Source organism: Pseudomonas rosaeacicularis, from assembly GCF_057128745.1.
Genome location: NZ_JBSKHT010000003.1, coordinates 66,233 through 90,214 on the forward strand (window position 1 = coordinate 66,233; position 23,982 = coordinate 90,214).

The 23,982-nt window shown below is 59.3% G+C and carries 14 protein-coding genes; 6 read left to right on the forward strand and 8 right to left on the reverse strand.

The window, feature by feature from the left end; translation table 11 throughout:
* Positions 1 to 46: 46 nt before the first annotated feature.
* Complete coding sequence (locus ACWKWM_RS04950; protein WP_483845062.1) at positions 47 to 1,879, forward strand: ABC transporter ATP-binding protein; 1,833 nt, start codon at positions 47 to 49, stop codon at positions 1,877 to 1,879.
* 167 nt (positions 1,880 to 2,046) lie between these two features.
* Here ACWKWM_RS04950 and ACWKWM_RS04955 read toward each other — a convergent pair whose 3' ends face one another.
* On the reverse strand, positions 2,047 to 3,171 hold the full coding sequence (locus ACWKWM_RS04955) for a GNAT family N-acetyltransferase (RefSeq protein ID WP_483845063.1): 1,125 nt from the start codon (positions 3,169 to 3,171) through the stop codon (positions 2,047 to 2,049).
* A gap of 276 nt (positions 3,172 to 3,447) precedes the next feature.
* Here ACWKWM_RS04955 and ACWKWM_RS04960 point away from each other — a divergent pair, with 276 nt between their 5' ends.
* The gene (locus ACWKWM_RS04960; protein ID WP_483845064.1) at positions 3,448 to 4,728 is read left to right on the forward strand and encodes a putative porin; all 1,281 of its coding nucleotides are present in this window, start codon (positions 3,448 to 3,450) and stop codon (positions 4,726 to 4,728) included.
* 267 nt (positions 4,729 to 4,995) lie between these two features.
* Here ACWKWM_RS04960 and ACWKWM_RS04965 read toward each other — a convergent pair whose 3' ends face one another.
* The 4 genes from ACWKWM_RS04965 to fadD2 all read right to left on the reverse strand — a co-directional run bounded on the left by ACWKWM_RS04965 (position 4,996) and on the right by fadD2 (position 14,256).
* Positions 4,996 to 6,117, reverse strand: coding sequence for a beta-ketoacyl-ACP synthase III (locus ACWKWM_RS04965; protein ID WP_483845065.1), 1,122 nt, complete (start codon positions 6,115 to 6,117; stop codon positions 4,996 to 4,998).
* Between the two features lie 229 nt (positions 6,118 to 6,346).
* On the reverse strand, positions 6,347 to 10,258 hold the full coding sequence (hrpA, locus tag ACWKWM_RS04970; protein ID WP_483845066.1) for an ATP-dependent RNA helicase HrpA: 3,912 nt from the start codon (positions 10,256 to 10,258) through the stop codon (positions 6,347 to 6,349).
* A gap of 186 nt (positions 10,259 to 10,444) precedes the next feature.
* The gene (gene fadD1 / locus ACWKWM_RS04975; RefSeq protein ID WP_483845067.1) at positions 10,445 to 12,142 is read right to left on the reverse strand and encodes a long-chain-fatty-acid--CoA ligase FadD1; all 1,698 of its coding nucleotides are present in this window, start codon (positions 12,140 to 12,142) and stop codon (positions 10,445 to 10,447) included.
* Positions 12,143 to 12,567: 425 nt separating this feature from the next.
* Positions 12,568 to 14,256, reverse strand: coding sequence for a long-chain-fatty-acid--CoA ligase FadD2 (gene fadD2, locus ACWKWM_RS04980; protein ID WP_483845068.1), 1,689 nt, complete (start codon positions 14,254 to 14,256; stop codon positions 12,568 to 12,570).
* A 199-nt stretch (positions 14,257 to 14,455) separates the two neighbouring features.
* On the opposite strand from fadD2, the gene ACWKWM_RS04985 reads away from it, so the two are divergent.
* Complete coding sequence (locus tag ACWKWM_RS04985; protein ID WP_483845069.1) at positions 14,456 to 15,400, forward strand: lysophospholipase; 945 nt, start codon at positions 14,456 to 14,458, stop codon at positions 15,398 to 15,400.
* Positions 15,401 to 15,455: 55 nt separating this feature from the next.
* Positions 15,456 to 15,926, forward strand: coding sequence for a MaoC family dehydratase (locus tag ACWKWM_RS04990; protein WP_483834419.1), 471 nt, complete (start codon positions 15,456 to 15,458; stop codon positions 15,924 to 15,926).
* Positions 15,927 to 16,034: 108 nt separating this feature from the next.
* On the opposite strand, the gene ACWKWM_RS04995 is transcribed toward ACWKWM_RS04990, so the two are convergent.
* On the reverse strand, positions 16,035 to 16,196 hold the full coding sequence (locus ACWKWM_RS04995; protein ID WP_483845070.1) for a hypothetical protein: 162 nt from the start codon (positions 16,194 to 16,196) through the stop codon (positions 16,035 to 16,037).
* Positions 16,197 to 16,272: 76 nt separating this feature from the next.
* The gene (locus ACWKWM_RS05000) at positions 16,273 to 16,623 is read right to left on the reverse strand and encodes an aspartate-semialdehyde dehydrogenase (protein ID WP_483845071.1); all 351 of its coding nucleotides are present in this window, start codon (positions 16,621 to 16,623) and stop codon (positions 16,273 to 16,275) included.
* Positions 16,624 to 16,828: 205 nt separating this feature from the next.
* Here ACWKWM_RS05000 and rapA point away from each other — a divergent pair, with 205 nt between their 5' ends.
* Positions 16,829 to 19,675 (forward strand): RNA polymerase-associated protein RapA, encoded by a 2,847-nt coding sequence (rapA, locus tag ACWKWM_RS05005; RefSeq protein ID WP_483845072.1) that lies wholly within the window; start codon positions 16,829 to 16,831, stop codon positions 19,673 to 19,675.
* 211 nt (positions 19,676 to 19,886) lie between these two features.
* Here rapA and ACWKWM_RS05010 read toward each other — a convergent pair whose 3' ends face one another.
* On the reverse strand, positions 19,887 to 21,257 hold the full coding sequence (locus ACWKWM_RS05010; RefSeq protein ID WP_483845073.1) for a spinster family MFS transporter: 1,371 nt from the start codon (positions 21,255 to 21,257) through the stop codon (positions 19,887 to 19,889).
* A 297-nt stretch (positions 21,258 to 21,554) separates the two neighbouring features.
* Here ACWKWM_RS05010 and ACWKWM_RS05015 point away from each other — a divergent pair, with 297 nt between their 5' ends.
* On the forward strand, positions 21,555 to 23,849 hold the full coding sequence (locus ACWKWM_RS05015; RefSeq protein WP_483845074.1) for a putative bifunctional diguanylate cyclase/phosphodiesterase: 2,295 nt from the start codon (positions 21,555 to 21,557) through the stop codon (positions 23,847 to 23,849).
* The last annotated feature ends 133 nt before the right edge of the window (positions 23,850 to 23,982 follow it).

The window sequence follows — 23,982 nt, forward strand, 5'->3', positions numbered from 1 at the left end:
GCCCCTCAGCAAGGAGTGCCCGCTTAGCCCGTGGGTGTCATAGCCAATGTTCTATCGCCGTTTCGAACAACTGATCGATATTTTCCGCGAAGCCCCCACTGCCGCCCCGCCCACCAAAGTCCTGTCGTTCTACGTGTACTACCTGCGTCAGGTCTGGCCGAGTTTCGCGGCGTTGTTGGTGGTCGGGCTGATCGGCGCGCTGATCGAAGTGTCGTTGTTCAGTTATCTGAGCCGCATCATCGATCTGGCCCAAGGCACGCCAAACCCGGACTTCTTCAAAATACATGCCACCGAACTGATCTGGATGGTGGTCGTCGCGCTGGTCTTGCGCCCGATTTTCGTCGCCCTGCATGACCTGCTGGTGCACCAGACCATCAGCCCCGGCATGACCAGCATGATTCGCTGGCAGAACCACAGTTACGTGCTCAAGCAGAGCCTCAACTTCTTCCAGAACGACTTTGCCGGGCGCATCGCCCAACGCATCATGCAGACTGGCAACTCGTTGCGCGATTCAGCGGTGCAGGCGGTAGATGCGCTGTGGCACGTGTTGATCTACGCCATCAGTTCGCTGGTGCTGTTCGCCGAGGCAGACTGGCGCCTGATGATTCCGCTGCTGAGCTGGATCGCTGCCTATATCGTCGCGCTTTTTTACTTCGTACCGCGCGTGAAAGAGCGCTCGGTGGTGTCGTCCGATGCCCGCTCCAAGCTCATGGGCCGCATCGTCGATGGCTACACCAACATCGCCACGCTCAAGCTGTTCGCCCACACCAATTCCGAACAGCTATACGCCCGTGAGGCGATCACCGAGCAGACCGAAAAGACGCAACTGGCGGGCCGGGTCATCACCTCGATGGACACCGTGATCACCACGCTCAACGGTATCTTGATCGTCACCACCACGGGCCTCGCGCTCTGGCTGTGGACCCAGTCGCTGATTTCGGTGGGCGCGATTGCCCTGGCCACAGGTCTTGCGATCCGCATCGTCAACATGTCGGGCTGGATCATGTGGGTGGTCAACGGCATTTTCGAAAACATCGGCATGGTGCAGGACGGACTAGAGAGCATTTCTCAGCCGGTCGGCGTCACTGACCGTAAAGACGCACCCAAGCTGGAAGTGGACCGCGGCGGCGTCAAGTTCGAGAACCTGGACTTCCATTACGGCAAAGGCAACGGCGTGATTCAAGGCCTGAACCTGAACATCAAGCCGGGCGAGAAAATCGGTTTGATCGGGCCGTCGGGCGCAGGGAAATCGACCTTGGTGAACCTGCTGCTGCGTCTGTATGACGTGCAAGGGGGACAGATTCTTATCGATGGCCAAGATATTTCCTACGTTGCTCAGGAAAGCCTGCGCGCCCACATCGGCATGATCACCCAAGACACATCGCTGCTGCACCGCTCGATCCGCGATAACTTGCTGTACGGCAAACCGGATGCGACGGATGAGGACCTTTGGGAAGCCATGCGCAAGGCACGGGCTGATCAGTTCATTCCGCTGCTGACCGACTCCGAAGGCCGTACAGGGCTGGATGCGCATGTGGGCGAGCGCGGGGTGAAGTTGTCGGGTGGCCAGCGTCAGCGGATCGCGATCACTCGAGTACTGCTCAAGGACGCGCCGATTTTGATCATGGACGAGGCGACCTCGGCGCTGGACTCGGAAGTAGAGGCCGCGATTCAGGAAAGCCTGGAAACCCTGATGCAGGGCAAAACCGTGATCGCCATCGCTCACCGGCTCTCGACCATCGCCCGCATGGATCGACTGGTGGTGCTGGAAAACGGCCAGATCGCCGAGACCGGCACCCATGCAGAGCTGCTCGCGCATAAGGGTTTGTATGCGCGGCTATGGGCACATCAGACCGGCGGGTTTGTCGGGGTGGATTGAGCCCCCAGTGATCCTTGGCGCTTGCGATTATGTGCGCCAAACCCAAGACCCAGTGGGAGCGGACCTGTCCGCGAATAGGCCGGTGCAGTCGACACAGTTGCAGTGACTTCACCTCAGCCTTCGCGGACAGGTCCGCTCCCACAGTGGATCTCGTCTGACCGTAAGAATTATGTTTGCCGGTAGGGCAGCGCGCTTTTTGCGTCTTCGGCATAAGCCAATATCCCCGCCCTTTCCTGCTCGAGAAAATCCGCCACCGCCTCGCGTAATCCAGGGTGCGTCAGGTAATGCCAGGAATGGGTGATCACTGGTTCAAAGCCACGAATCAGCTTGTGCTCGCCTTGGGCACCGGCATCAAAACGCTTGATGCCCTTGTCGATCGCGTATTCCATGCCCTGATAGAAACAGGTCTCGAAATGCAGCCGGTCGAACTCCGCCAGGCATCCCCAATAGCGCCCGTAAAAACTGTCGCCGCCGATCAGGCTGAACGCCATCGCCACTGGACGTGAGCCCTGTTTGGCGAGCACCACGCGAATGGACTCGGGCATGCGCTCCGCCACCAGGCTGAAAAAATCCCGCGTCAGATACGGCGCTTGCCCACGAATCTCGTAGGTATTGGAATAACAGGCGTAAACGAAATCCCACTGCGCCTGCGTCAGTTCGTGCCCTTCAAGCCATTCAAACTCAATGCCCTGCCCCGCCACTTGCTCGCGCTCTTTGCGCATCTGCTTGCGCTTGCGTGAACTCAAGGCATCGAGGAAATCCTGAAAATCCCGATAGCCGCGATTCTGCCAGTGGTACTGACAACCGATGCGTGGCAACCAGCCAGGTTGCTCGGCCAGCAGGGTGTCGGCGGTGGGGTCAGTGAAGTTGACGTGGACGCTGGACAGCTCCTCAATCTCGACATACCCCGGCAGCGCGGCCAGTAGCTCCCTGCCGTCTTCCGGGCGTCGCGCCAGCAACCGAGGCCCACTGACAGGGCTGAACGGCACCCCCACCAACAGCTTTGGATAATAAGCGATCCCCGCACGGCGGCAGGCATCGGCCCAGCCGTGATCGAACACGTACTCGCCGTAGGAATGCCACTTGCGATACGCCGGCAACGCAGCCATCAGCTGATCGCCTTCGTAGTGCAGCAGGTGTTCGGCGCGCCAGCCGGAGCGCGGGCCGAGGCTGCCGCTGTCCTCCATCGCGCTCAGAAACGCGTGGCGTAGAAAAGGCGAATCCCCAGGCACCAAGCCATCCCACTCTGCCGGCGCCAAGGCCGACAGGCGCTCCAATCGATGTAGCGACATTGCATCCCCCACTTAATCTCGATCGCCTCGGGAGTATCACTCATTGCTTGGGATTGCACATGAAATTTCCCAGGAAAGCGCTCTAGATGGCGGGTTCAACGAATTTTTCACATGTCATCGAGATGGCATCACTTTGCCACCAACTTGTAACAATCGATAACGATACTGGCGCCAGTTTTTAGAGCGTCCGGTTCTAAACGCGGGCTTTCCCCGTTGACTCCCGGACGGTTTTTCCAGGGCGGTGTGTGTCCGCCCCACTCAGTAACGGAGATTGATATGCGTCTTGCTTACACCAAAACTGCGGCGGCCCTGTGCGGGGGTTTGTTCCTGGCCATGAGCGTTCCGGCCAGTGCCGCAGTCGACGCCAAATTGCTCGACATGCTCAAGGCAAACGGATCGATTTCCCCAACTCAGTACGCTGAACTGCAAACCGAGCTGGCCAAGGATCAGCAAGCTCAACAGGTCGCTCAACAGCAACAGGCCACGCAGATCGCAGCATCGCAAAGCAAGACCGATGAAATGAACGCTTTCGCACAGAAAGTGGCCTGGGCTGCCAAGACTCAGTTCAAGGGTGACGTTCGTGTCCGTCAGGAAACCATCAAGATCGATGGCCAGAACAACAGCCAGGACAAAGATCGCCAGCGTATCCGTGCTCGTCTGGGCGCATACACCGAGATCAACCCGCAAGTCACCACCGGTATTCGTATCGCTACCGGCGGCAGCAACGACGCACGCTCCACCAACCAGGATCTGGATGGCTACTTCGTCAAGAAAGACCTGTGGCTGGATCAGGGTTACATCGACTACCACCCTGACGCTATCAAGAACCTGCACATCATTGGCGGCAAGATGAGTCAGCCGTGGGTCAGCATGGGCGACATCATCTGGGATAGCGACATCAACCCGGAAGGTCTGGCTGCCACCTATAGCCTGCCGATCACCAAAGGTTTCGAGCTGTTCGGTAGCGCCGGTAACTACACCCTCAAGGACAACATCGACGGCGACGGTACGCAGTTCAAAAACGACCTGCGCCTGAACGCCGCTCAATTGGGTGCCAAGTTTGCGCCGATCGACGCGCTGAAAGTGACCGTGGGCGGCAGTATCTACCAGTACCAGAATGACAAGGACGCTGCTGCGTTGTCGGTCAACGGCAACAACACCGACCGCTTCCGTCTGATCGAAGGCTTTGGTCAAGTGGACATCAACGGCCTGGCCGTTCCGCTGTCGGTATATGGCCAGTATGTGGTCAACAACGCGACAGACAGCGACGAAGACACTGGCTGGTTGACCGGCGTAAAAACCAAGGTGTTTGGTTTCGGTCTGGACTACAACTATCGCGATACTCAGCGTAACGCAGTGGTTGGCGCCTTCACCGACTCGGACTTCGCCAACGGCACTACCGGCTCGCGCGGTCACAAGCTGGGCGTTTCCTACGACATCGACAAGAACTTCTCGGTCGGCGCTACTTACTTCCTGACCAAGGCAGACTACGCAGTGTCCAGCCAGCGCGACGCCGATGCGAACACGCTGCAACTGGACGTGCTTGCCAAGTTCTAAAACAGCAGCTGCACGCTTGAAGTTGAAAGCGACAAGTTAGAAGCCTGAAGCGGAGTTGCTCCCGCCGCTTTAGGCCGTCACACCCTTGCAGCCCGCCGTTGACCTGTCGGATCCCCATCATCCGTTCGACAGGTCAGCGCCGGGCTGTTTTTATTTCTTCCCCGTCTGTAGGAGCGAATTTATTCGCGAGGCTTCGGCTGCATGACTGATACATCGCCGGACACGTTTTCTCGCGAATAAATTCGCTCCTACAGAGGGCTGCGTCCCTTACTTCTTGCGCAGAATCACGCTGCCAATCGAATACCCCGCCCCGAAAGAACTCAACACGCCCAGCGCGCCGCTTGGCAGGTCGTCCTGGTATTTATGCAGCGCGATCACCGAACCCGCCGAGCTGGTATTGGCGTAGGTGTCGAGAATCACCGGCGCTTCTTCAACTGTCGCTTCGCGGCCCAGCAGCTTCTTGACGATCAGGTGGTTCATGCTGAGGTTGGCCTGATGCAGCCAGAATCGCTGCACATCACTGACGTTCAGGCTGTTCTCGTGCAAGTGGGTACCGACCAGTTCTGCCACCATCGGGCAGACATCACGAAAGACTTTGCGGCCTTCCTGCACGAACAGTTTGTCTGGCTGGCCCTCGCCCTCTTCCGCGGTGCGGTTGAGGAAGCCGAAGTTGTTGCGGATGTTGTTGGAAAAAGTGGTCAGCAGCTTGGTGCTAACGATATCGAACTGATACGGCGAAGTGGCCAGATCCGCGCGCTCAACCACTACAGCAGTGGCGGCGTCGCCGAAGATGAAGTGGCTGTCGCGGTCGCGGAAGTTAAGGTGCGCGGTGCAAATTTCGGGGCTGATCACCAGCAACGCTCGGGCCTGGCCCAGTTGCACGCTGTTGCAGGCCGTCTGAATGCCGAACGTGGCCGACGAACAGGCCACGTTCATGTCGAAACCAAAACCCTGAATGCCCAGCGCGGCCTGCACTTCGATTGAAATGGCGGGATAGGCACGTTGCAGGTTGGAGCAGGCGACGATCACGCCGTCGATATCGGCGGCAGTCTTGCCTGCCCGTTGCAGCGCCTGTTCGGCCGCCGCGACACCCATCTGACAGAGGATCGACCATTCGTCATTGGAGCGCTCCGGCAAGCGAGGCTTCATGCGTTGCGGGTCGAGGATGCCGTCCTTGTCCATCACGAAGCGGGCTTTGATGCCGGAGGCTTTTTCGATGAACGCCGCGTTGGATTCGGTCAGCGGCTGGAGCTCACCGCGCTCGATGGCTGATGCGTTTTCGGCATTGAACTGGGCGACATAAGTGTTGAAAGATTGCACCAGTTCTTCATTGGAAATGCTGCTGGCCGGGGTGTAGAGCCCTGTGCCACTGATCACGACGTTATACACGGTCGTTCCTCTCTTGTTTGATGGCAGCAGGCAACAGACCTGCTCAGGCATTGGCGCTGCGGGCTTTTGGGACGGCAGTGCCAATGCAGCAATAATTGTTCCCCATGAAGCGGGGACAGTGTTCGTGACGCTTTGATGATTTAAGTCGCGAAGTTTGCCATATCGGCTGGAGTTTGGCGTTAGTAGGCGTGCAAGCTCCGGCTTCTGGCCGGAGGCCTACAAATACGAATCAACCCTCAACCGCCGCCCATTGCTTACTCAAGCGCTTATCCGAAATCGGCACTTTGGTGCCCAGTTGTTGACCGAACAGCGAGACGCGGTATTCCTCCATCCACCAACGGTAGACCACCAGTTCATCGTCGCGCTTGCCTTCCTGGGCGTGTTTGTCGGCGCGGGCCTGGTATTGCGCCCACAGGTTGGCCAACTCGATGCTCCAGACCCGATCCTTCTGCACTTGCGACGGCAGTTTTTCCAGACGCAGTTCAATCGCTTTCAGGTAACGCGGCAGCTCTTTGAGCCACTGCGCCGGGGTCTCGCGCACGAAACCCGGATACACCAGTTTGCTCAGTTGCGACTTGATGTCGTTGAGCGCAACGGCCTGAGCCAGATCGATCTTGCCCTTGAAGCGCTTCTGCAAGCCGTGCCATAGCTTGAGGATTTCCAGTGTCAGCTTCGCCAGTCGCTCCGCGTGCTCGGTCAACCCGCCACGCTTGCGCTCAGCCAACGACAACAAGCCCGCACCGTCGCGCGGCAAGCTGCTTTCGCCTTCGAGAATGCAGCTGTCCAGGCTCGCCAAAAGGATGTCTTCGATCAGCGCATCCACCCGGCCCAGCTCGCGATACAACAACCCAAGCTCAGTCTGGCCCGGGAGTTTGCTGCGCAGGAATTTCGCCGGTTCCGCCAGTTGTTGCAGCAACAAGCGCTGCAAGGCGCGGCGGTGTTGATATTCAGCTTCGGTGGCCGTGGAGAAACGCCCTTCCTTGACCGCGCCGCCCTCTTCCACCAACGCCGGATACACGGTCATCGACAGCCCGGCGATATTTTGCTGAGTCTGCTGCGCCACCGCCGAGAAGCCTTTTGGCTCAACCGGCTGCTGACTTTTCGCGGTCTGCGGCACGGCCAACGCGGCTTGACTGGCCTGGGCAAAGCGCGCGGTCAACTCATCCAGTTCACGACCTTCGCCGAGGAATTTTCCGTCGCCGTCGACGATTTCCAGGTTCATTTTCAGATGACTTTCAAGCTGCCGGGTCGCCTCATCCCACGCTTCATCGGAGACGCGAGCCCCCGTCATGCGCAGCAGTTCGCGGCCCAAGGCCTGAGTCAACGACCCCTCACCGAACGTCATGCGCTGCAAAGCGGCTTTGACGAAATCCGGCACCGGCACGAAATTCTTGCGCAGGGCTTTGGGCAGCTCACGGACCAAGGCAATGCATTTGGTTTCCAGCAGCCCCGGCACCAGCCACTCAAGACGCTCGGGAGGCAGAGACAGCAGCAGCGGCGCCGGCACGCGCACCGTCACGCCGTCGCGCGCATGGTTGGGTTCAAAGTGATAGGTCAACGACAGGGTCAAATCGCCCAGTCGCAAAGTGTCCGGGTATTGATTGGCGGTGACTTCGCTGGCTTCACGGGCCAGCACGTCTTCCTCACGCATGATCAGCAAGTGCGGGTTTTTATGGCTTTCGGTCTTGTACCAACTGTCGAACGTCGCGGTCTGGTGGATCTCCGCAGGCAGGCGCTCGTCGTAGAAACGGAACAGTGTTTCTTCGTCTGCCAGAATGTCGCGACGGCGGGCCTTGGCCTCCAGCTCATCGAGTTCTTCCAGCAGTTTGGCGTTGGCGGTCAGGCATTTGGCACGGGACAGGATCTCGCCACGCACCAGCCCTTCGCGGATGAAAAACTCGCGGGACACCACCGGATCGATCGGCCCGAAATGCACCGGACGCCGACCCACCACAATCAGCCCGAACAGGGTGATCTGCTCGAACGCCACGACTTGCCCGCGCTTCTTCTCCCAATGGGGCTCGAAATGGTTCTTCTTGATCAGGTGCCCGGCGAGCGGCTCGATCCAGTCCGGCTCGATCTTCGCCACCATGCGCGCGTAGAGCTTGGTGGTCTCAACCAGCTCGGCTGCCATCAGCCATTGCGGACGCTTGCGACCCAGCCCCGACGACGGATGCACCCAGAAGCGCCGTTGACGCGCGCCGAGGTAATCGCCTTCTTCGGCCTTCTGCCCGATCTGGCTGAGCAGCCCGGACAGTACCGCTTTGTGAAATTTCGGAAAGTCGGCCGGCTCTTTATTGACCGTCAGTTGCAGGTCTCGACAGATCAGGCTCAGCTGGCGATGGGAATCGCGCCACTCGCGCAGCCGCAGGTAATTGAGGAAGTTGCGGCGGCACCAGTTGCGCAAGGGGCTCGCGGTCAGCGCCTGTCGCTGCTCCTCGAAGCCACGCCACAGATTGACCAGCCCGGCAAAATCCGAATCCTGATCCTTCCATTGCGCGTGGGCCTGATCGGCCGCCTGTTGGCGCTCGGGCGGACGCTCGCGCGGGTCCTGAATCGACATGGCACTGGCGACGATCAGCACTTCCTGCAAGCTGCCCTGCTTCGCCGCCTCCAGCAACATGCGGCCCATTCGCGGGTCCACCGGCAGCCGTGCCAACTGGCGCCCCAGCGGCGTGAGCTGGTTCTCGCGATTGACCGCCGACAGCTCCTGCAACAGGTTGAAACCGTCGCTGATCGCCTTGCCGTCCGGTGGCTCGATGAATGGGAAATCGGTGATCTCGCCCAAGCGCAGATGCAGCATCTGCAGGATCACGGCGGCAAGGTTGGTGCGCAGGATTTCCGGATCGGTGAATCCCGGACGCCCGTTGAAGTCTTCTTCGCTGTAAAGACGCACGCACAGACCCGGCTCGACCCGGCCGCAACGGCCTTTGCGCTGGTTGGCGCTGGCCTGGGAAATCGCCTCGATGGGCAGGCGCTGGACTTTGGCGCGATAGCTGTAACGACTGATGCGCGCGGTGCCGGTGTCGATCACGTAACGAATGCCCGGCACGGTCAGCGAAGTCTCGGCCACGTTGGTCGCCAGCACCACGCGACGCCCCGGATGCGACTGGAAAATCCGCTGCTGCTCGGCAGGCGACAGACGCGCGTAGAGCGGCAGGATTTCGGTGTGTTTGAGTTGCGCCTTGCGCAGCATTTCGGCGGCGTCGCGAATCTCGCGTTCGCCGGGCAGGAACACCAGCACGTCACCCGGGGATTTGCGTTCGGCGCGTTCCATGTCAGCCAGTTCGTCCAGCGTCGCCAGAATCGCCTGGTCAACGGTCAGGTCTTCTTCGACGCTGTTGCCGTCCTCGTCCTGCTGCGAGGTCAGCGGACGATAGATAGTCTCGACCGGGAAGGTGCGGCCCGAGACTTCGATGATCGGGGCCTTGTCGAAATGCTCGGAGAAGCGCTCAAGGTCGATGGTGGCCGAGGTGATGATGACCTTCAGGTCCGGGCGACGGGGCAGCAGGGTTTTAAGGTAACCCAGCAAAAAATCGATGTTCAGGCTGCGTTCGTGGGCTTCGTCGACAATGATCGTGTCGTAGCGCTCGAGAAAACGGTCGTGCTGGGTTTCGGCCAGCAGGATGCCGTCGGTCATGAGTTTGATCAGGGTGTTGCTGTCGCTCTGGTCCTCGAAGCGCACTTGATAGCCGACCAACGCCCCGAGGGGCGTGCCGATTTCTTCGGCGACCCGGCTCGCGACGCTGCGCGCAGCGATTCGGCGCGGTTGCGTGTGGCCGATCAGACCGTGCTGGCCGCGACCGATTTCAAGGCAGATTTTCGGCAGCTGGGTGGTTTTGCCGGACCCGGTTTCACCGGCGATGATCAGCACCTGGTGCTTGAGCAGCGCTTCTTTGATCTCTTCGCGTTTGGCGGCAATCGGCAGGTTGTCGTCGTAGCGGACCGTCGGCACGCTGTTTTTGCGCGCCAGCACCTGAGCGCTGGAGGCCTGAACACGCTCGGCCCATTGCGCCAGCTTCGCCTCGTCGGGCTTCTTGCGCAGCTCATGCAACTGCCGCCGCAGACGATGACGATCACTGATCATCGCGTGGTCGAGGTTCTTGAGCAGTTGGTCGATGGAGGGCGATTCGTCGGTCATCAGCGGCGCAGGGTCTTCATTTGAAATGCAGGGCGCGGATTGTCGCAGATTTAGACGCGGTCATGCTGTAGGAGCGAATTCATTCGCGAGACGTGCGTAATCCAAACGATGATTTATCGCCTGGCCTACCGTTTCGCGAATAAATTCGCTCCTACAGAGTCGTGAAGGACACAAAGATGCCCGAGATCAAGCCTGTTTCTTCAGCGCCAGCTTTTTGATTTCGCCGTCGCGCAGTTCGCGGCGCAGGATTTTGCCGACGTTGGTGGTCGGCAGGGCATCGCGAAACTCGACGCTGCGCGGCACTTTGTAGGCCGTGACGTTGGCGCGCATGTGTTCCATGACCTGTTCTTTGGTCAATGTGGCGCCTGGCTTGGTGACGATGAAGATCTTGATCGCCTCGCCCGACTTTTCGTCCGGCACGCCAATCGCCGCGCACTGCAATACGCCCGGCAAGCCGGCCAATACGTCTTCCAGTTCATTGGGGTACACGTTGAAGCCCGACACCAGAATCATGTCTTTCTTGCGATCGACGATGCGCATGTAGCCGTCGGGTTGAATCACAGCGATATCACCGGTCTTCAGCCAGCCTTCGGCGTCGAGCATTTCATCGGTGGCGTCCTGACGCTGCCAATAGCCCTTCATTACCTGCGGGCCTTTCACGCACAACTCACCGACTTCGCCCAGGGGCAGTTCTTCGCCGGCATCGTTGATGGTTTTGCACAACGTCGATGGCACCGGGATGCCGATGGTGCCCATCTGGATCTTCTGGATCGGGTTAACCGTCGCCACAGGGCTGGTTTCGGTCATGCCGTAGCCTTCGCAGATCTCACAGCCGGTCACTTCCTTCCAGCGCTCAGCCGCCGCCTGTTGCAGCGCCATGCCGCCAGAGAGCGTGACTTTGAGGGAGGAGAAATCCAGCTGACGGAAATCCTGGTTGTTGCACAGCGCCACGAACAGCGTGTTAAGGCCCACGAAGCCCGAGAACTTCCATTTCGACAGCTCTTTGACCATCGCCGACAAGTCGCGCGGGTTGCTGATCAGGATATTGTGATTGCCGATCAGCATCATCGCCATGCAGTGAAAGGTGAAGGCGTAGATGTGGTAAAGCGGCAGCGGCGTGATGAGTATTTCACTGCCTTCGTTGAGATTCGACGCCATCAGCGCCTTGCACTGCAGCATGTTGGCGATGAGGTTGCGGTGAGTCAGCATCGCGCCTTTGGCAATGCCGGTGGTGCCGCCGGTGTATTGCAGCACCGCGACCTCGCCGCTGTCAGGCGAGGCATCTCTCACCGGCTGGCCTTGACCTTTGGCCAGCACGTCGTTGAATTTGATCGCCTTGGGCAAATGGTACGGCGGGACCATTTTCTTCACGTACTTGATGACGCTATTGACCAGCAGGCGCTTGAGCGGCGGCAGCAAGTCGGCGACTTCGGTGACGATGACGTGTTTGACGCCGGTTTTAGGGACGACCTTTTCTGCCAAGTGCGCCATGTTGGCCAGGCAGACAAGCGCCTTGGCGCCGGAGTCGTTGAATTGATGTTCCATTTCCCGCGCGGTGTACAGCGGGTTGGTGTTGACCACGATCAGCCCGGCGCGGATGGCGCCGAAGACGGCGATCGGGTACTGCAACACGTTAGGCAATTGCACCGCGATGCGGTCGCCGGGTTGCAGGTCAGTGTGCTGCTGCAAATAGGCGGCGAAGGCGCCGGACAGCGCATACATCTCACCGTAGGTCAGCGTCTTGCCCAGGTTGCTGAAAGCCGGTTTGTTGCCGAAACGCTCGCAAGACTGCTTCAATACGGCCTGAACGTTTGGATACTCGTCAGGATTGATATCAGCGGCGATACCAGACGGATATTTATCCTTCCAGAAATTTTCGATCACGGAAGACGACTCCTCAGCTGCAGCGATTTCTACACACCGCTTGAATGCGGCGATTTTGTTGTGTTTGGAAGGGTGTAGCTCGCGCGTTTCGGCCCGATTACGGGTCCAAAAGCGGGCCGAGAGTAGCAGCTTTGCCAAAGGGCGCCTAGAGCCAAAGGTGGGCTCTACGGTCACAAGCGTGACTCTTGAATTGGGCGCGGTCACGTTTAGAGCAATGAACCTAAATGTCGAAAATTCTGCCGCTCCAATGGCTCAAGGAATCTTTCTGTAGGAGCGAACTTGTTCGCGAAAGTTTAGCGCCGCAGACATATCCCTGCTGTCTGAACGATTGCTTCGCGAATAAATTCGCTCCTACAGAATCCGTCCTTCATCGGCACAAACAAAAACGGCGTGTTATCACACGCCGTCTTTCTTCTTTATGCCGCCTAAGCCATATCGCGCAACTCGCGACGCAGGATTTTCCCCACCGGCGTCATCGGCAATGACTCACGCAGCACGATCTGCTTGGGGATCTTGTAGCCGGTGAAGTTCTCCTTGCAGTAGGCCTTCAATTCCTCGCACGTCAGGCTTGAATCTCGAGGCACCACGAACAGCTTAACCGCCTCCCCGGAGCGCTCGTCAGCAATGCCGATCACCGCGCAGTTGGCGACTTTCGGATGACGCATGACCACGTCTTCGATCTCGTTGGGATAGACGTTAAAACCCGAAACGATGATCAGGTCTTTCTTGCGATCAACGATGCGGATGAACCCGTCCGGGTCGATCACCCCAATGTCGCCGGTCTTGAGCCAGCCATCAGCGTCCAGCACCTCGGCAGTAGCATCCGGGCGGTGCCAATAGCCGAGCATGATCTGCGGACCTTTGAGGCACAATTCGCCGCGCTCGCCGACCGGCAATTCAACGCCTTCGTCGTCAACGATTTTGGCGATCGTGCCCGGCACCGGCATGCCGACGGTGCCCAGCCGCGACTTGTCGCCATAAGGATTGGCCGTGGCCACCGGCGAGGTCTCGGTCAGGCCGTAGCCTTCGACGATCGGGCAACCGGTCAATTGCTGCCAACGCTCAGCAGTGGATTTCACCAAGGCCGTGCCGCCTGAGTTGGTCAAACGCAGCGTCGAGAAATCCAGGGTTTTGAAATCCGGGTGCTCCATGAGGGCGACGAACAAGGTGTTGAGCCCGATCATGGCCGAGAAACGCCAGTTCTTGAGCTCTTTAATGAAGCCGCCGATGTCCCGCGGGTTGGTGATCAGCAGGTTGTGATTGCCGCTGACCATCATGCACATGCAGTTCACGGTAAACGCGTAGATGTGATACAGCGGCAGCGGCGCGACCATGATCTCACTGCCCTGCCGGAAAATCGGCTGGCCATCGGGGCCATGCTGCAACATGCAGGCATAGACCTGCTGCATGTTCGCCACCAGATTGCCGTGGGTCAGCATCGCGCCCTTGGGCGAGCCGGTGGTGCCGCCGGTGTATTGCAGGACGGCGATGTCTTCCAGATCCAGTTGCACACGCTGCAAGTGGTCGCCGCGCCCCAGCTTCAATACGCTTTTGAAGGCCACGGCCTGGGGTAAGTGGTACGCGGGGACCATCTTTTTGATCTTGTCGACGACGGTGTTGACCAGCCAGCCTTTGGCCGCCGATTGCATGTCGCCCATCTTCACTTCGATCAGGTATTGAAGGTCGGTGTCGGGCAGCACTTCCTGCACGTTCTTGCCGAACAGGTTGAGGTAAACCAGGGCGCGAGCGCCGGAATCCTTGAACTGATGGCGCATCTCGCGGGTGGTGTACAGCGGGTTGGTGTTGACCACGATCAGGCCGGCGCGAATCGCACCAAAGACGGCAATAGGGTACTGAATCAGGTTGGGCATTTGCACGGCGATGCGGTCGCCGGGTTTGAGATCGGTTTGTTGTTGCAGATACGCCGCAAAGGCGGCGGAGTAGCGATCCAGCTGGGCGTAAGTGATGGTGACGCCCATATTGCTGAATGCGGGCCGATCTGCGTATTTCTTGCAACTACGCTCGAAGACCTCCACCACCGATTTATAGGCTGTTAAATCCACCTCAGGCAGCACGCCCGCGGGGCGTTTATCGTTCCAGAAGTCAGGTTGCATATTGTTTTTATCCTCTTACCTGAGAGTGCTTGCCGGACGTTAGCAGCTAACGTCTGTCAGGCAAATAGCCCGGCAGGTGTCATCATTATTGTGAATCTTGCCAGTGATCAGAAGCTCACCTTGCCATGGGCTATACACTTCTACCGAAACGCCGACACGTGGCTTTTCAAGACAAATTCTTACAAGGCAGGGAATCGCCATGAAACACGAAGGCTTTTGGCTCGACGCCGCCGACAATAGCCGTTTATACGTCAACGCCTGGATTCCTGTATCGGGCCCCAAAGCAGTGGTCATGCTGGCTCACGGCATGGCCGAACACAGCGGGCGCTATGCGCGTCTGGGCGCAGCACTGAGCGCCGCAGGTTTTGCGCTGTACGCCCACGACCAGCGCGGCCATGGCCGAACGGCGGCGCACGGCGTGCTTGGCCATTACGCCAATGACGATGGGTGGAACAAGGTGGTGGGTGATCTCGCCAGCCTGAGCAAAGCGATTAAGTTGCAACATCCAGGGCTGCCGATTTTCCTGCTCGGGCACAGCATGGGCAGCTACGTCGCCCAATCTTATCTTTTGCAGGACAGCAGCACCTTGCAGGGAGCGGTGCTCAGCGGCTCGAATTTTCAACCGGTCTCGTTGTACCGCAGCGCGGCTCTCATCGCTCGCTTTGAACGCTGGCGACAGGGTGCGACAGGCCGCAGCGCGTTGATCGAGTGGCTGTCGTTCGGCGCGTTCAACAAGGCATTCAAACCGGCCCGCACGCCGTTCGACTGGCTCAGCCGCGACGCTGCCGAGGTTGATATATATATCAACGACCCGATGTGCGGGTTTCGCTGCACCAATCAATTCTGGATCGACCTGCTGGGCGGGCTGGAGCAGATCAGCACACCGTCAGAGCTGGAAAAGATCGATCACAGCCTGCCCCTGCTGATTATGGGCGGCGAATGTGATCCGGTGAGCGAAGGCAAGCGTCTGAGGGATCTGACTGACGCGTTCAAAGGCACAGGGCAGCAGTCAGTAACGCTGAATCTTTACCCCGGGGCGCGGCATGAAATCTTCAACGAAACCAACCGCGATGAAGTCACCCGTGATTTACTCGCCTGGCTCAAACAGGCGCTGACCGAGCCGCGGGCGCGTCAGGCACAATGATCGTCACGGATGTCGATTTTCTCCGCTTTCAATATTCATGTCTCAGGATCACCCCATGACCGAAGTCACTAACACCCCTTACGAGGCCCTTGAAGTTGGCCAGACCGCCAGCTACAGCAAGACCGTCGAAGAGCGTCATATCCAGCTATTCGCCGAGATGTCCGGCGACCGCAATCCAGTTCACCTGGACGCTGAATTCGCGGGCAAAAGCATGTTCAAGGAGCGTATCGCCCACGGCATGTTCAGTGGCGCGCTGATCAGCGCTGCGGTGGCGTGCGAACTGCCTGGGCCGGGGACGATTTACCTGGGCCAGCAGATGACCTTTCAGAAGCCGGTGAAGATTGGCGACACATTGACCGTGCGTTTGGAGATTCTCGAGAAACTGCCGAAATTCCGCGTGCGCATCGCGACCCGCGTGTTCAACCAGAACGATGAATTGGTGGTGGATGGCGAGGCCGAGATCCTCGCGCCGCGCAAGCTGCAGACCGTAACGCTGACGGATTTGCCGAAGATTACGCTCGGCTGAAACACCGACTCTGTAGGAACCAACTTGTTGGCGAGGCGGTGGATACAGTTACATCAGATGGGCCGTCTCGCGAATAAATTCGCTCCTACCGGATGCGTAGCGCAAGGCTCAACGCTTCTTTGGCTTGCCCTTGGGCTTTTTCTTGCCCTTGCCCAGCGGCAGCGCCTGCTCGAAAGCGGAGCGGACTTCGTTGAGTCGTTTGTCGTTCAGGTCGTGCACACGCTTGGCACGTTCGGCGCCCAGATCTACCAGCTTTTCGTTATCGCTCATGGCGGGAAGGCTCTCGCAATCGTAATGCGGCCAATAATGCGCAATCGCGCCGCCCATGACTAGCGCAGGTATGCCGTCAAACCTTCAAATCCAGCCACAAGCCCTTGCGCGGTTCATCGTCGATGATTGGGATGACCGGCACCGTGTTGTCTGCGTTCAACGACTCTCCGGGCACGGCGAGCGGTTCTTCCTGCAATTCGGGGTGGCGATCGGCGGTGCGTCGGTCATTGCGACGGCGTTGCTGCCTGCGCTGTTCTTCGCGCAGCAATAGTTCGCCCTGAGCCGGATCGCGCTCGGCCATGTCGATGACAGTTTCGCTGAAGCTGGCCTGCACGGCGGCCACCGGCGGTATATCCGGGGTGGATTTGACCGGGTCCAGCTGCGATGTCACGGGGGCCGCGCTCAATGGGATCAACGGTGGCAGCATGGTAATGGTCTCCTGATACAACCCTGTCGGCTGCCTTTTCGTCGACTTGAGCCGTTTGATCGAAAAGTTTGGACTATGTTTTTCTCAGCAAGTGCTGAAACAGGCACCACGACCCACAAATACAGGCGTTTTTGCAATGTATCTTTGGCCTGAGGGCCTTGTTCCGTTAACATAGTCGGCTTTTTCACGGCGGGAGTCAGGCAGCATGGCGCAGCAGTATCAACCGGGGCAACGCTGGATTAGCGACAGCGAAGCCGAGCTGGGTTTAGGCACCGTTCTGGCACAGGACGGCCGCTTGTTGACCGTGCTCTATCCGGCCACTGGCGACACGCGTCAATACGCGCTGCGCAATGCGCCGCTCACACGCGTGCGGTTCTCACCGGGGGACGTGATCACCCACTTCGAGAACTGGAAAATGACCGTGCGCGAAGTCGATGATGTCGACGGCCTGCTGGTCTACCACGGGCTCAACGCGCAGAACCAACCCGTTACCCTGCCTGAAACCCAACTGTCGAACTTCATTCAGTTCCGCCTGGCCAGCGATCGCCTGTTCGCAGGTCAGATCGACCCGCTGCCATGGTTTTCCCTGCGTTATCACACCCTCGAACACACCAGCCGCCAACTGCAATCCTCGTTGTGGGGCCTGGGCGGTGTTCGTGCCCAGCCCATTGCCCACCAGTTGCACATCGCCCGGGAAGTCGCCGACCGCGTCGCTCCCCGCGTACTGCTGGCGGACGAAGTGGGCCTGGGCAAGACCATCGAAGCCGGTCTGATCATCCACCGCCAACTGCTTTCGGGCCGCGCCAATCGCGTGCTGATCCTGGTGCCGGAAAACCTCCAGCATCAGTGGCTGGTCGAAATGCGTCGCCGCTTCAATCTGCAGGTCGCGCTGTTCGACGCCGAACGCTTCATCGAAAGCGATGCCAGCAACCCGTTCGAAGACACGCAACTGGCGCTGGTGTCGCTGGAATGGCTGGTCGAAGACGAAAAAGCTCAGGACGCGCTGTTCGCCGCCGGCTGGGACATGCTGGTGGTCGACGAGGCTCACCACCTGGTCTGGCATGAAGAAAAGGCCAGCCCGCAATATTCCCTGGTCGAGCAACTGGCCGAGGTCATCCCCGGCGTCCTGCTGCTGACTGCAACCCCGGAACAACTGGGCCAGGACAGTCACTTCGCGCGCCTGCGTCTGCTTGATCCAAACCGTTTCCATGACCTGCATGCCTTCCGCGCCGAGAGCGAAAACTATCGCCCGGTGGCCGAAGCCGTACAGGAGCTGCTGGATCAGGGGCGCTTGTCGCCCAAGGCGCACGAAACGATTCGCGGCTTCCTCGGTGCCGAAGGCGAAGCACTGTTGGGCGCCGTGGCCGATGGCGACACCGAAGCCAGCGCCCGGCTGATCCGCGAACTGCTTGACCGCCATGGCACCGGCCGCGTGCTGTTTCGTAATACCCGAGCCGCTGTGCAGGGGTTCCCGGAGCGCAAACTGCATCCGTATCCGCTGCCTTGCCCGGCTGAATACCTGGAGCTGCCGATTGGTGAACACGCCGATCTGTACCCTGAGGTCAGCTTTCAGGCGCAGATGGAGACCCCGGAAGACGAACGCTGGTGGCGCTTCGACCCGCGCGTCGATTGGCTGATCGACACCCTGAAGATGCTCAAGCGCGTCAAAGTGCTGGTGATCTGCGCCCACGCCGAAACCGCGATGGACCTGGAAGACGCGCTGCGCGTACGTTCCGGCATTCCGGCCACCGTTTTCCACGAGGGCATGAACATCCTCGAACGTGACCGCGCTGCCGCTTACTTCGCTGATGAAGAGTTCGGCGCGCAAGTGCTGATCTGTTCGGAGATCGGCAGCGAAGGTCGCAACTTCCAGTTCTCGCACCACCTGGTGCTGTTCGATCTGCCGGCGCACCCGGACCTGCTGGAGCAGCGTATCGGGCGTCTGGACCGGATCGGCCAGAAACACATCATCGAGCTGCATGTGCCGTATCTGGAAACCAGCCCGCAAGAGCGCCTGTTCCAGTGGTATCACGAAGCGCTGAACGCCTTCCTCAATACCTGCCCCACCGGCAACGCCCTGCAACACCAGTTCGGCCCGCGTCTTCTGCCGCTGCTTGAAGGTGGCGATGACGACGAATGGCAAGCCCTGGTGGACGAGGCGCGCGATGAGCGTGTGCGTCTGGAATCGGAACTGCACACCGGTCGCGACCGTCTACTGGAGCTCAACTCCGGCGGCGCGGGCGAAGGCGATGCGCTGGTCGAAGCGATTCTTGAGCAGGACGATCAGTTCACCCTGCCGATCTACATGGAAACGCTGTTCGACGCGTTTGGCATCGACAGCGAAGACCACTCGGAAAACGCGCTGATCCTCAAACCGAGCGAGAAGATGCTCGACGCCAGCTTCCCGCTTGGCGACGACGAAGGCGTCACCATCACCTACGACCGCAACCAGGCGCTGTCCCGTGAGGACATGCAATTTCTGACCTGGGAGCACCCGATGGTTCAGGGCGGCATGGATCTGGTACTGGCCGGTTCCATGGGCAACACCGCCGTGGCGCTGATCAAGAACAAGGCACTCAAGCCCGGCACTGTATTGCTGGAATTGTTGTACGTCAGTGAAGTGGTCGCGCCGCGCTCGTTGCAGCTGGGCCGCTATCTGCCGCCTGCCGCCTTGCGCTGCCTGCTGGACGCCAATGGCAACGACCTGTCGGGTGGTGTCTCCTTCACCAAGCTCAACGAGCAACTGGAAAGCGTTCCCCGCGCCAGTGCCAACAAGTTCATCCAGGCCCAGCGTGACGAACTCACCCCACGGATCAATGCCGGTGAAGCAAAGATCTCGCCCAAGCACATCGAGCGTGTGGCTGAAGCGCAGCGTCGACTGGCAGCAGATACCGACGAAGAACTCGCGCGCCTGACCGCGCTGCAAGCGGTCAACCCGACTGTGCGCGACAGCGAGCTGGTGGCTCTGCGCGAGCGTCGCGAACAAGGACTGGCGATGCTGGACAAAGCCGCGCTGCGCCTGGAAGCAATCCGAGTGTTGGTGGCCGGTTAAGAGCCGAGGGGACTAGAGGCCCAGGGGACTGATTTTATTTACAACGCTTCACCGTAAATAAATCTGTCCCCGGTTTGGCTGATGAACGCGAAACCTTGTAGGAGTGAGCTTGCTCGCGATTGCGATTTCCCTGACTCGCATTTGTGAGCGGACGAGACGCGATCGCGAGCAAGCTCACTCCTACAGGTAACCGCGACATCCTTTCAATCTTTCAAGCCACCGACGGCCTGGCCCCCTCCGCCACCGGCGCGTCCGCCGCCATCCCCTCCCGCATCCGTTCGGCATCCCGGCTGAAACACCGCGCCCCCTGAAGAAGAAAGACCAGCGCAAAACACAGCGCCACCGGAATCAGATACATCGCGTCGTGCAACCCCACGGCTTTGAACGCTTCGGTCATCTGCTCGGCCTGCGCCGCGTACATCGCTGAGTGAGCAAAATGGTCCGACAGCAAACCGACTACGACCGGCCCCAACCCCCCGCCCAACAAATACAAACCGGCAAAAAACAACGCCATGGCCGTCGCGCGCAATCTTGGCTGGACCACGTCCTGAATCGCTGTGTAAACGCAGGTATAGAAGTTGTAGGAAAACAGCCAACCAACGCTGAACACCGCGACAAACATGCCAATCTCAATTCGCCCGGCGTGCAGCCCGTAGCCGGTTGCGAGCGTTGCGACCAGCATGCTGAACGCGGCAAACAGCAGCCGTCCGTTGCGCGTACGCTGATGCAGCTTGTCCGCGACCCAACCGCCTGCAGTCAGACCCACAAGACCGGTCACGCCCACGATCAGCCCGGTGGCCATGGCCGCTTCCTGTAACGGCAGCAAAAAATAGCGCTGCAGCATCGGCACCATGAACGAGTTGCAGGCATAGGTCGCGAAGTTGAAGGCCAGCCCGGCGAGCACCAGCCAGCGAAACGTGGGGATCGCCAGCACGCTGCGAATCGGCTTTTTGATTTTCTCCTGGGACATTTTCACGCTCTCGGCCGCCCCTCGTTGCGGCTCGCGAATGAAGAACATGAACACCGCCAGAATCAGCCCCGGCACCGCCGCGATAAAGAACGGCGCGCGCCAGCTGTCGAACGCCTTGACCATCGCGCCGATGGTGAAGAACGCCAGCAGCAGACCCAGTGGCAGGCCGAGCATGAAAATGCCCATCGCCCGCGAACGCTTGTGGGCCGGGAACAGATCACCAATCAGCGAATTGGCCGCAGGCGCGTAGCTCGCCTCGCCGATGCCGACGCCCATGCGCACTAGCAGGAATGTCCAGAAACTGCCCGCCAGCCCGTTGACCGCCGTCAGCGCGCTCCAGACCGCCAGGCCCCAGCCCATCAATTTGCGCCGCGAGCCGTTATCGGCCATGCGCCCGAGCGGCAAGCCGGCAATGGCGTACACCAGGGTGAACGCGGTGCCGATGATCCCTAGCTGGAAATCGCTCAGGTGCCACTCCATCCGGATCGGCTCGATGATGATCGCCGGGATGGTGCGGTCGAAGAAGTTGAACAGGTTGGCGAGAAACAGCAGAAACAGAACGCGCCATGCATTCGCTGCTTGTTTATTGGCCGCAATTGAAGTTTCGCCCATGAGTCATCCGTCTCTATTTTTGTTATTCGGGGACTGCCTGTGCCCGCAATCTAAATCCGTCCGGGGGCCATGTCTGTAAACATTCGTAAAGTGGATGGAGGCGGATCACTGCAACAGACTCACGGCAACAAAAACCGGCTATAGGCTTATAACCTTTAGTTAGTAGTGTTATTTCGAAATAGTTGGTGCGGCCGTCCTGCACCTGCTGACTAACTCAAACGGATATCTATAATCATTTCAAATTGCCAGCACTCCACTCGGATGGTGGCAACCTTGGATTTGGCACAGGGACACGCTATGGAATGGCTGGGCATACAATTTTTAAATGCCATCCCGGCAGACGGCCGTCTGCTGATCAACTGCAATCACAACCCCTCTCTGGTGTTGCTCGCTTACGTGGTTGCCTGCGCCGCCAGTTTTGCCACGCTGAACATCGCCGAACGCGTGGGGCATGTGGAAAACCCCAGCGCGAAAATACGCTGGCGCGGACTTGGGGCGTTGTGCCTGGCGGTGGGCATCTGGGCCATGCACTTCATCAGCATGTTGTCGTTTCAGACGCCGCTGGAAATCCACTACGAATTGCCCATCACCGTGGCTTCGCTGATGATCGCGCTCTTCGCGGGGCTGGTAGCGATGCGCGCGCTGAACCAGGCGTCGTTAGGACCGGGGCAATACCTGTTGGCGGCCACTTGCATGGGGCTGGGGATTGCCGCCATGCATTACGTCGGCATGTCGGCGATGCGCTCCAGCGCCACTCAGTACTACGATCCGCTGTTGTTCAGCTTGTCGATCGTGATCGCCATCGCGTCCAGTCTGGTGGCGCTGATACTGGCGATGCGCTTTCGCAATGGCAGCGGCCTGACCCACCACTTGCTCAAGTACGTCGCCAGTCTGGTATTGGGCGCCGGTATCGTCAGCACGCACTTCATGGGCATGTGGGCGTTGCATCTGGTGGTGCCGGCGGACGCGACACTGCAAATGGCCGGGACCCAGAATGGCCTGCAACTGAGCCTGACCATTGCCCTGATCGTCCTGCTGATCATGACCGGCAGCATCAGCGCCGCATTGGCCGACAAAAAGCTGCAGGGCAAGGATCACGACCTGCGCCGGGTCAACGCGCTGCTCAATCAACTCGATCAAGCGCGCGCGTCTCTACAGCAGGTCGCGCACTATGACCCTCTGACCAACCTGATCAACCGTCGCGGCTTCAATCAGGTTTTCGGCGAACGGCTGACCGAACAGCGACGGTGCAACGGCAAGCTGGCGGTGATGTTTCTGGACATCGATCACTTCAAACGCATCAATGACAGCCTGGGCCACGACGCCGGGGACGAACTGCTCAAGGTCATCGCTGATCGTATTCGTGGCGCGACGCGCGCGGCTGATGTGGTCGCGCGGTTTGGTGGAGACGAATTCTGCATCCTCATCACCCTGCAAAACCCTGATGAATCGCGTTATCTGGCCCAGCGGGTCATGCAGAAAATGAAAGAGCCTATCGACCTGAGCGGTCGGCGCATGGTGATGACCACCAGTATTGGCATCAGCGTGTTCCCTGACGACGGCGACAGTTGCGATGAACTGCTCAAGCACGCGGACCTGGCGCTGTATCAATCCAAAGGGCATGGGCGCAATACGGTTCACTTCTTCAGCGCCAACCTGAAAACCCGCGCCAGCATGGAGCTGCAACTTGAGGAGCAACTGCGTCACGCCCTGCGCGAGCAGAACGAGCTGCAGCTGTATTACCAGCCCATCGTCGACTTGCGCACCGGGCACGTCGCCAAGCTCGAAGCACTGGTGCGCTGGCAGCACCCTACGCAGGGGCTGCTGACGCCGGATCGTTTCATCACCATCGCCGAGAACAACGGCCTGATTGCCGAACTGGACAATTGGGTGCTGCGCCGCGCCTGTCACGATCTGGGTAAGTTGCGTGAATCGGACTTTGACAAACTGATCATCGCGGTCAACTGCTCGGCGCTCAATCTGGCGCGCGACGCGCTGGTGGACGAAGTTGCTCATGCCCTTGAGGACGCCGGCGTTTGCGCTAATCGGCTGGAGGTGGAGGTCACGGAAAACGCGCTGATGGGCAATATCAGCAACACGATTGTGTTGCTCAAGGAAATCCGCAAGATGGGTGTTGCGTTGTCCATCGACGACTTTGGCACCGGTTATTCGTCGCTGGCCTATCTCAAACGCCTGCCGCTGGACACCGTGAAGATCGACCGCTCATTCATCCTCGACATACCCGCTTCGCCACAGGACATGGAGATCGTGCAAGCGATCATCGTCATGGCCCACACGCTGCACCTCAAAGTCGTGACCGAAGGCGTGGAAACCGCTGCGCAGCTAGAGTTTCTGAGCAAGCATGGTTGCGATTACGTGCAGGGTTATCTGTTCAGCAAACCGGCGCCGCTTGAGGTTTTGCTGCCATTGGTGCAGCAAATCAATCAGCGCAAACCGGCAGGGCTCTCCCCCACCATGGCAATGCTCGAAGCCGCCCGACTGAGTTTGCATACGCCGCAACTCGAAAGCGTCGAAGCGCCCGAAGACCCACGAGCCGATCGTTTCCGATCAAAACCTATTCGGCAGACTTAAGGGCGCATGAAGATACTGTAGGAGCGAACTTGTTCGCGAAGCGTCTGATCTGATTTACCCCAGAGTCCGGCTCGCCAACAAGTTGGCTCCTACAGAAAAGCAGGCACTGTCATGGGATTTTTCGCTACCTGAG

Excerpts from the sequence above, each read along its gene's own strand:
- ACWKWM_RS04955 (WP_483845063.1), bottom strand. The coding sequence starts at position 3,171 with ATGTCGCTACATCGATTGGAGCGCCTGTCGGCCTTGGCGCCGGCAGAG.
- hrpA (WP_483845066.1), bottom strand. The coding sequence starts at position 10,258 with ATGACCGACGAATCGCCCTCCATCGACCAACTGCTCAAGAACCTCGAC.
- ACWKWM_RS04960 (WP_483845064.1), top strand. The coding sequence starts at position 3,448 with ATGCGTCTTGCTTACACCAAAACTGCGGCGGCCCTGTGCGGGGGTTTG.
- ACWKWM_RS05015 (WP_483845074.1), top strand. The coding sequence starts at position 21,555 with ATGGAATGGCTGGGCATACAATTTTTAAATGCCATCCCGGCAGACGGC.
- ACWKWM_RS04985 (WP_483845069.1), top strand. The coding sequence starts at position 14,456 with ATGAAACACGAAGGCTTTTGGCTCGACGCCGCCGACAATAGCCGTTTA.
- ACWKWM_RS05000 (WP_483845071.1), bottom strand. The coding sequence starts at position 16,623 with ATGCTGCCACCGTTGATCCCATTGAGCGCGGCCCCCGTGACATCGCAG.
- ACWKWM_RS04995 (WP_483845070.1), bottom strand. The coding sequence starts at position 16,196 with ATGAGCGATAACGAAAAGCTGGTAGATCTGGGCGCCGAACGTGCCAAG.
- ACWKWM_RS04950 (WP_483845062.1), top strand. The coding sequence starts at position 47 with ATGTTCTATCGCCGTTTCGAACAACTGATCGATATTTTCCGCGAAGCC.
- ACWKWM_RS04990 (WP_483834419.1), top strand. The coding sequence starts at position 15,456 with ATGACCGAAGTCACTAACACCCCTTACGAGGCCCTTGAAGTTGGCCAG.
- rapA (WP_483845072.1), top strand. The coding sequence starts at position 16,829 with ATGGCGCAGCAGTATCAACCGGGGCAACGCTGGATTAGCGACAGCGAA.
- fadD2 (WP_483845068.1), bottom strand. The coding sequence starts at position 14,256 with ATGCAACCTGACTTCTGGAACGATAAACGCCCCGCGGGCGTGCTGCCT.
- ACWKWM_RS05010 (WP_483845073.1), bottom strand. The coding sequence starts at position 21,257 with ATGGGCGAAACTTCAATTGCGGCCAATAAACAAGCAGCGAATGCATGG.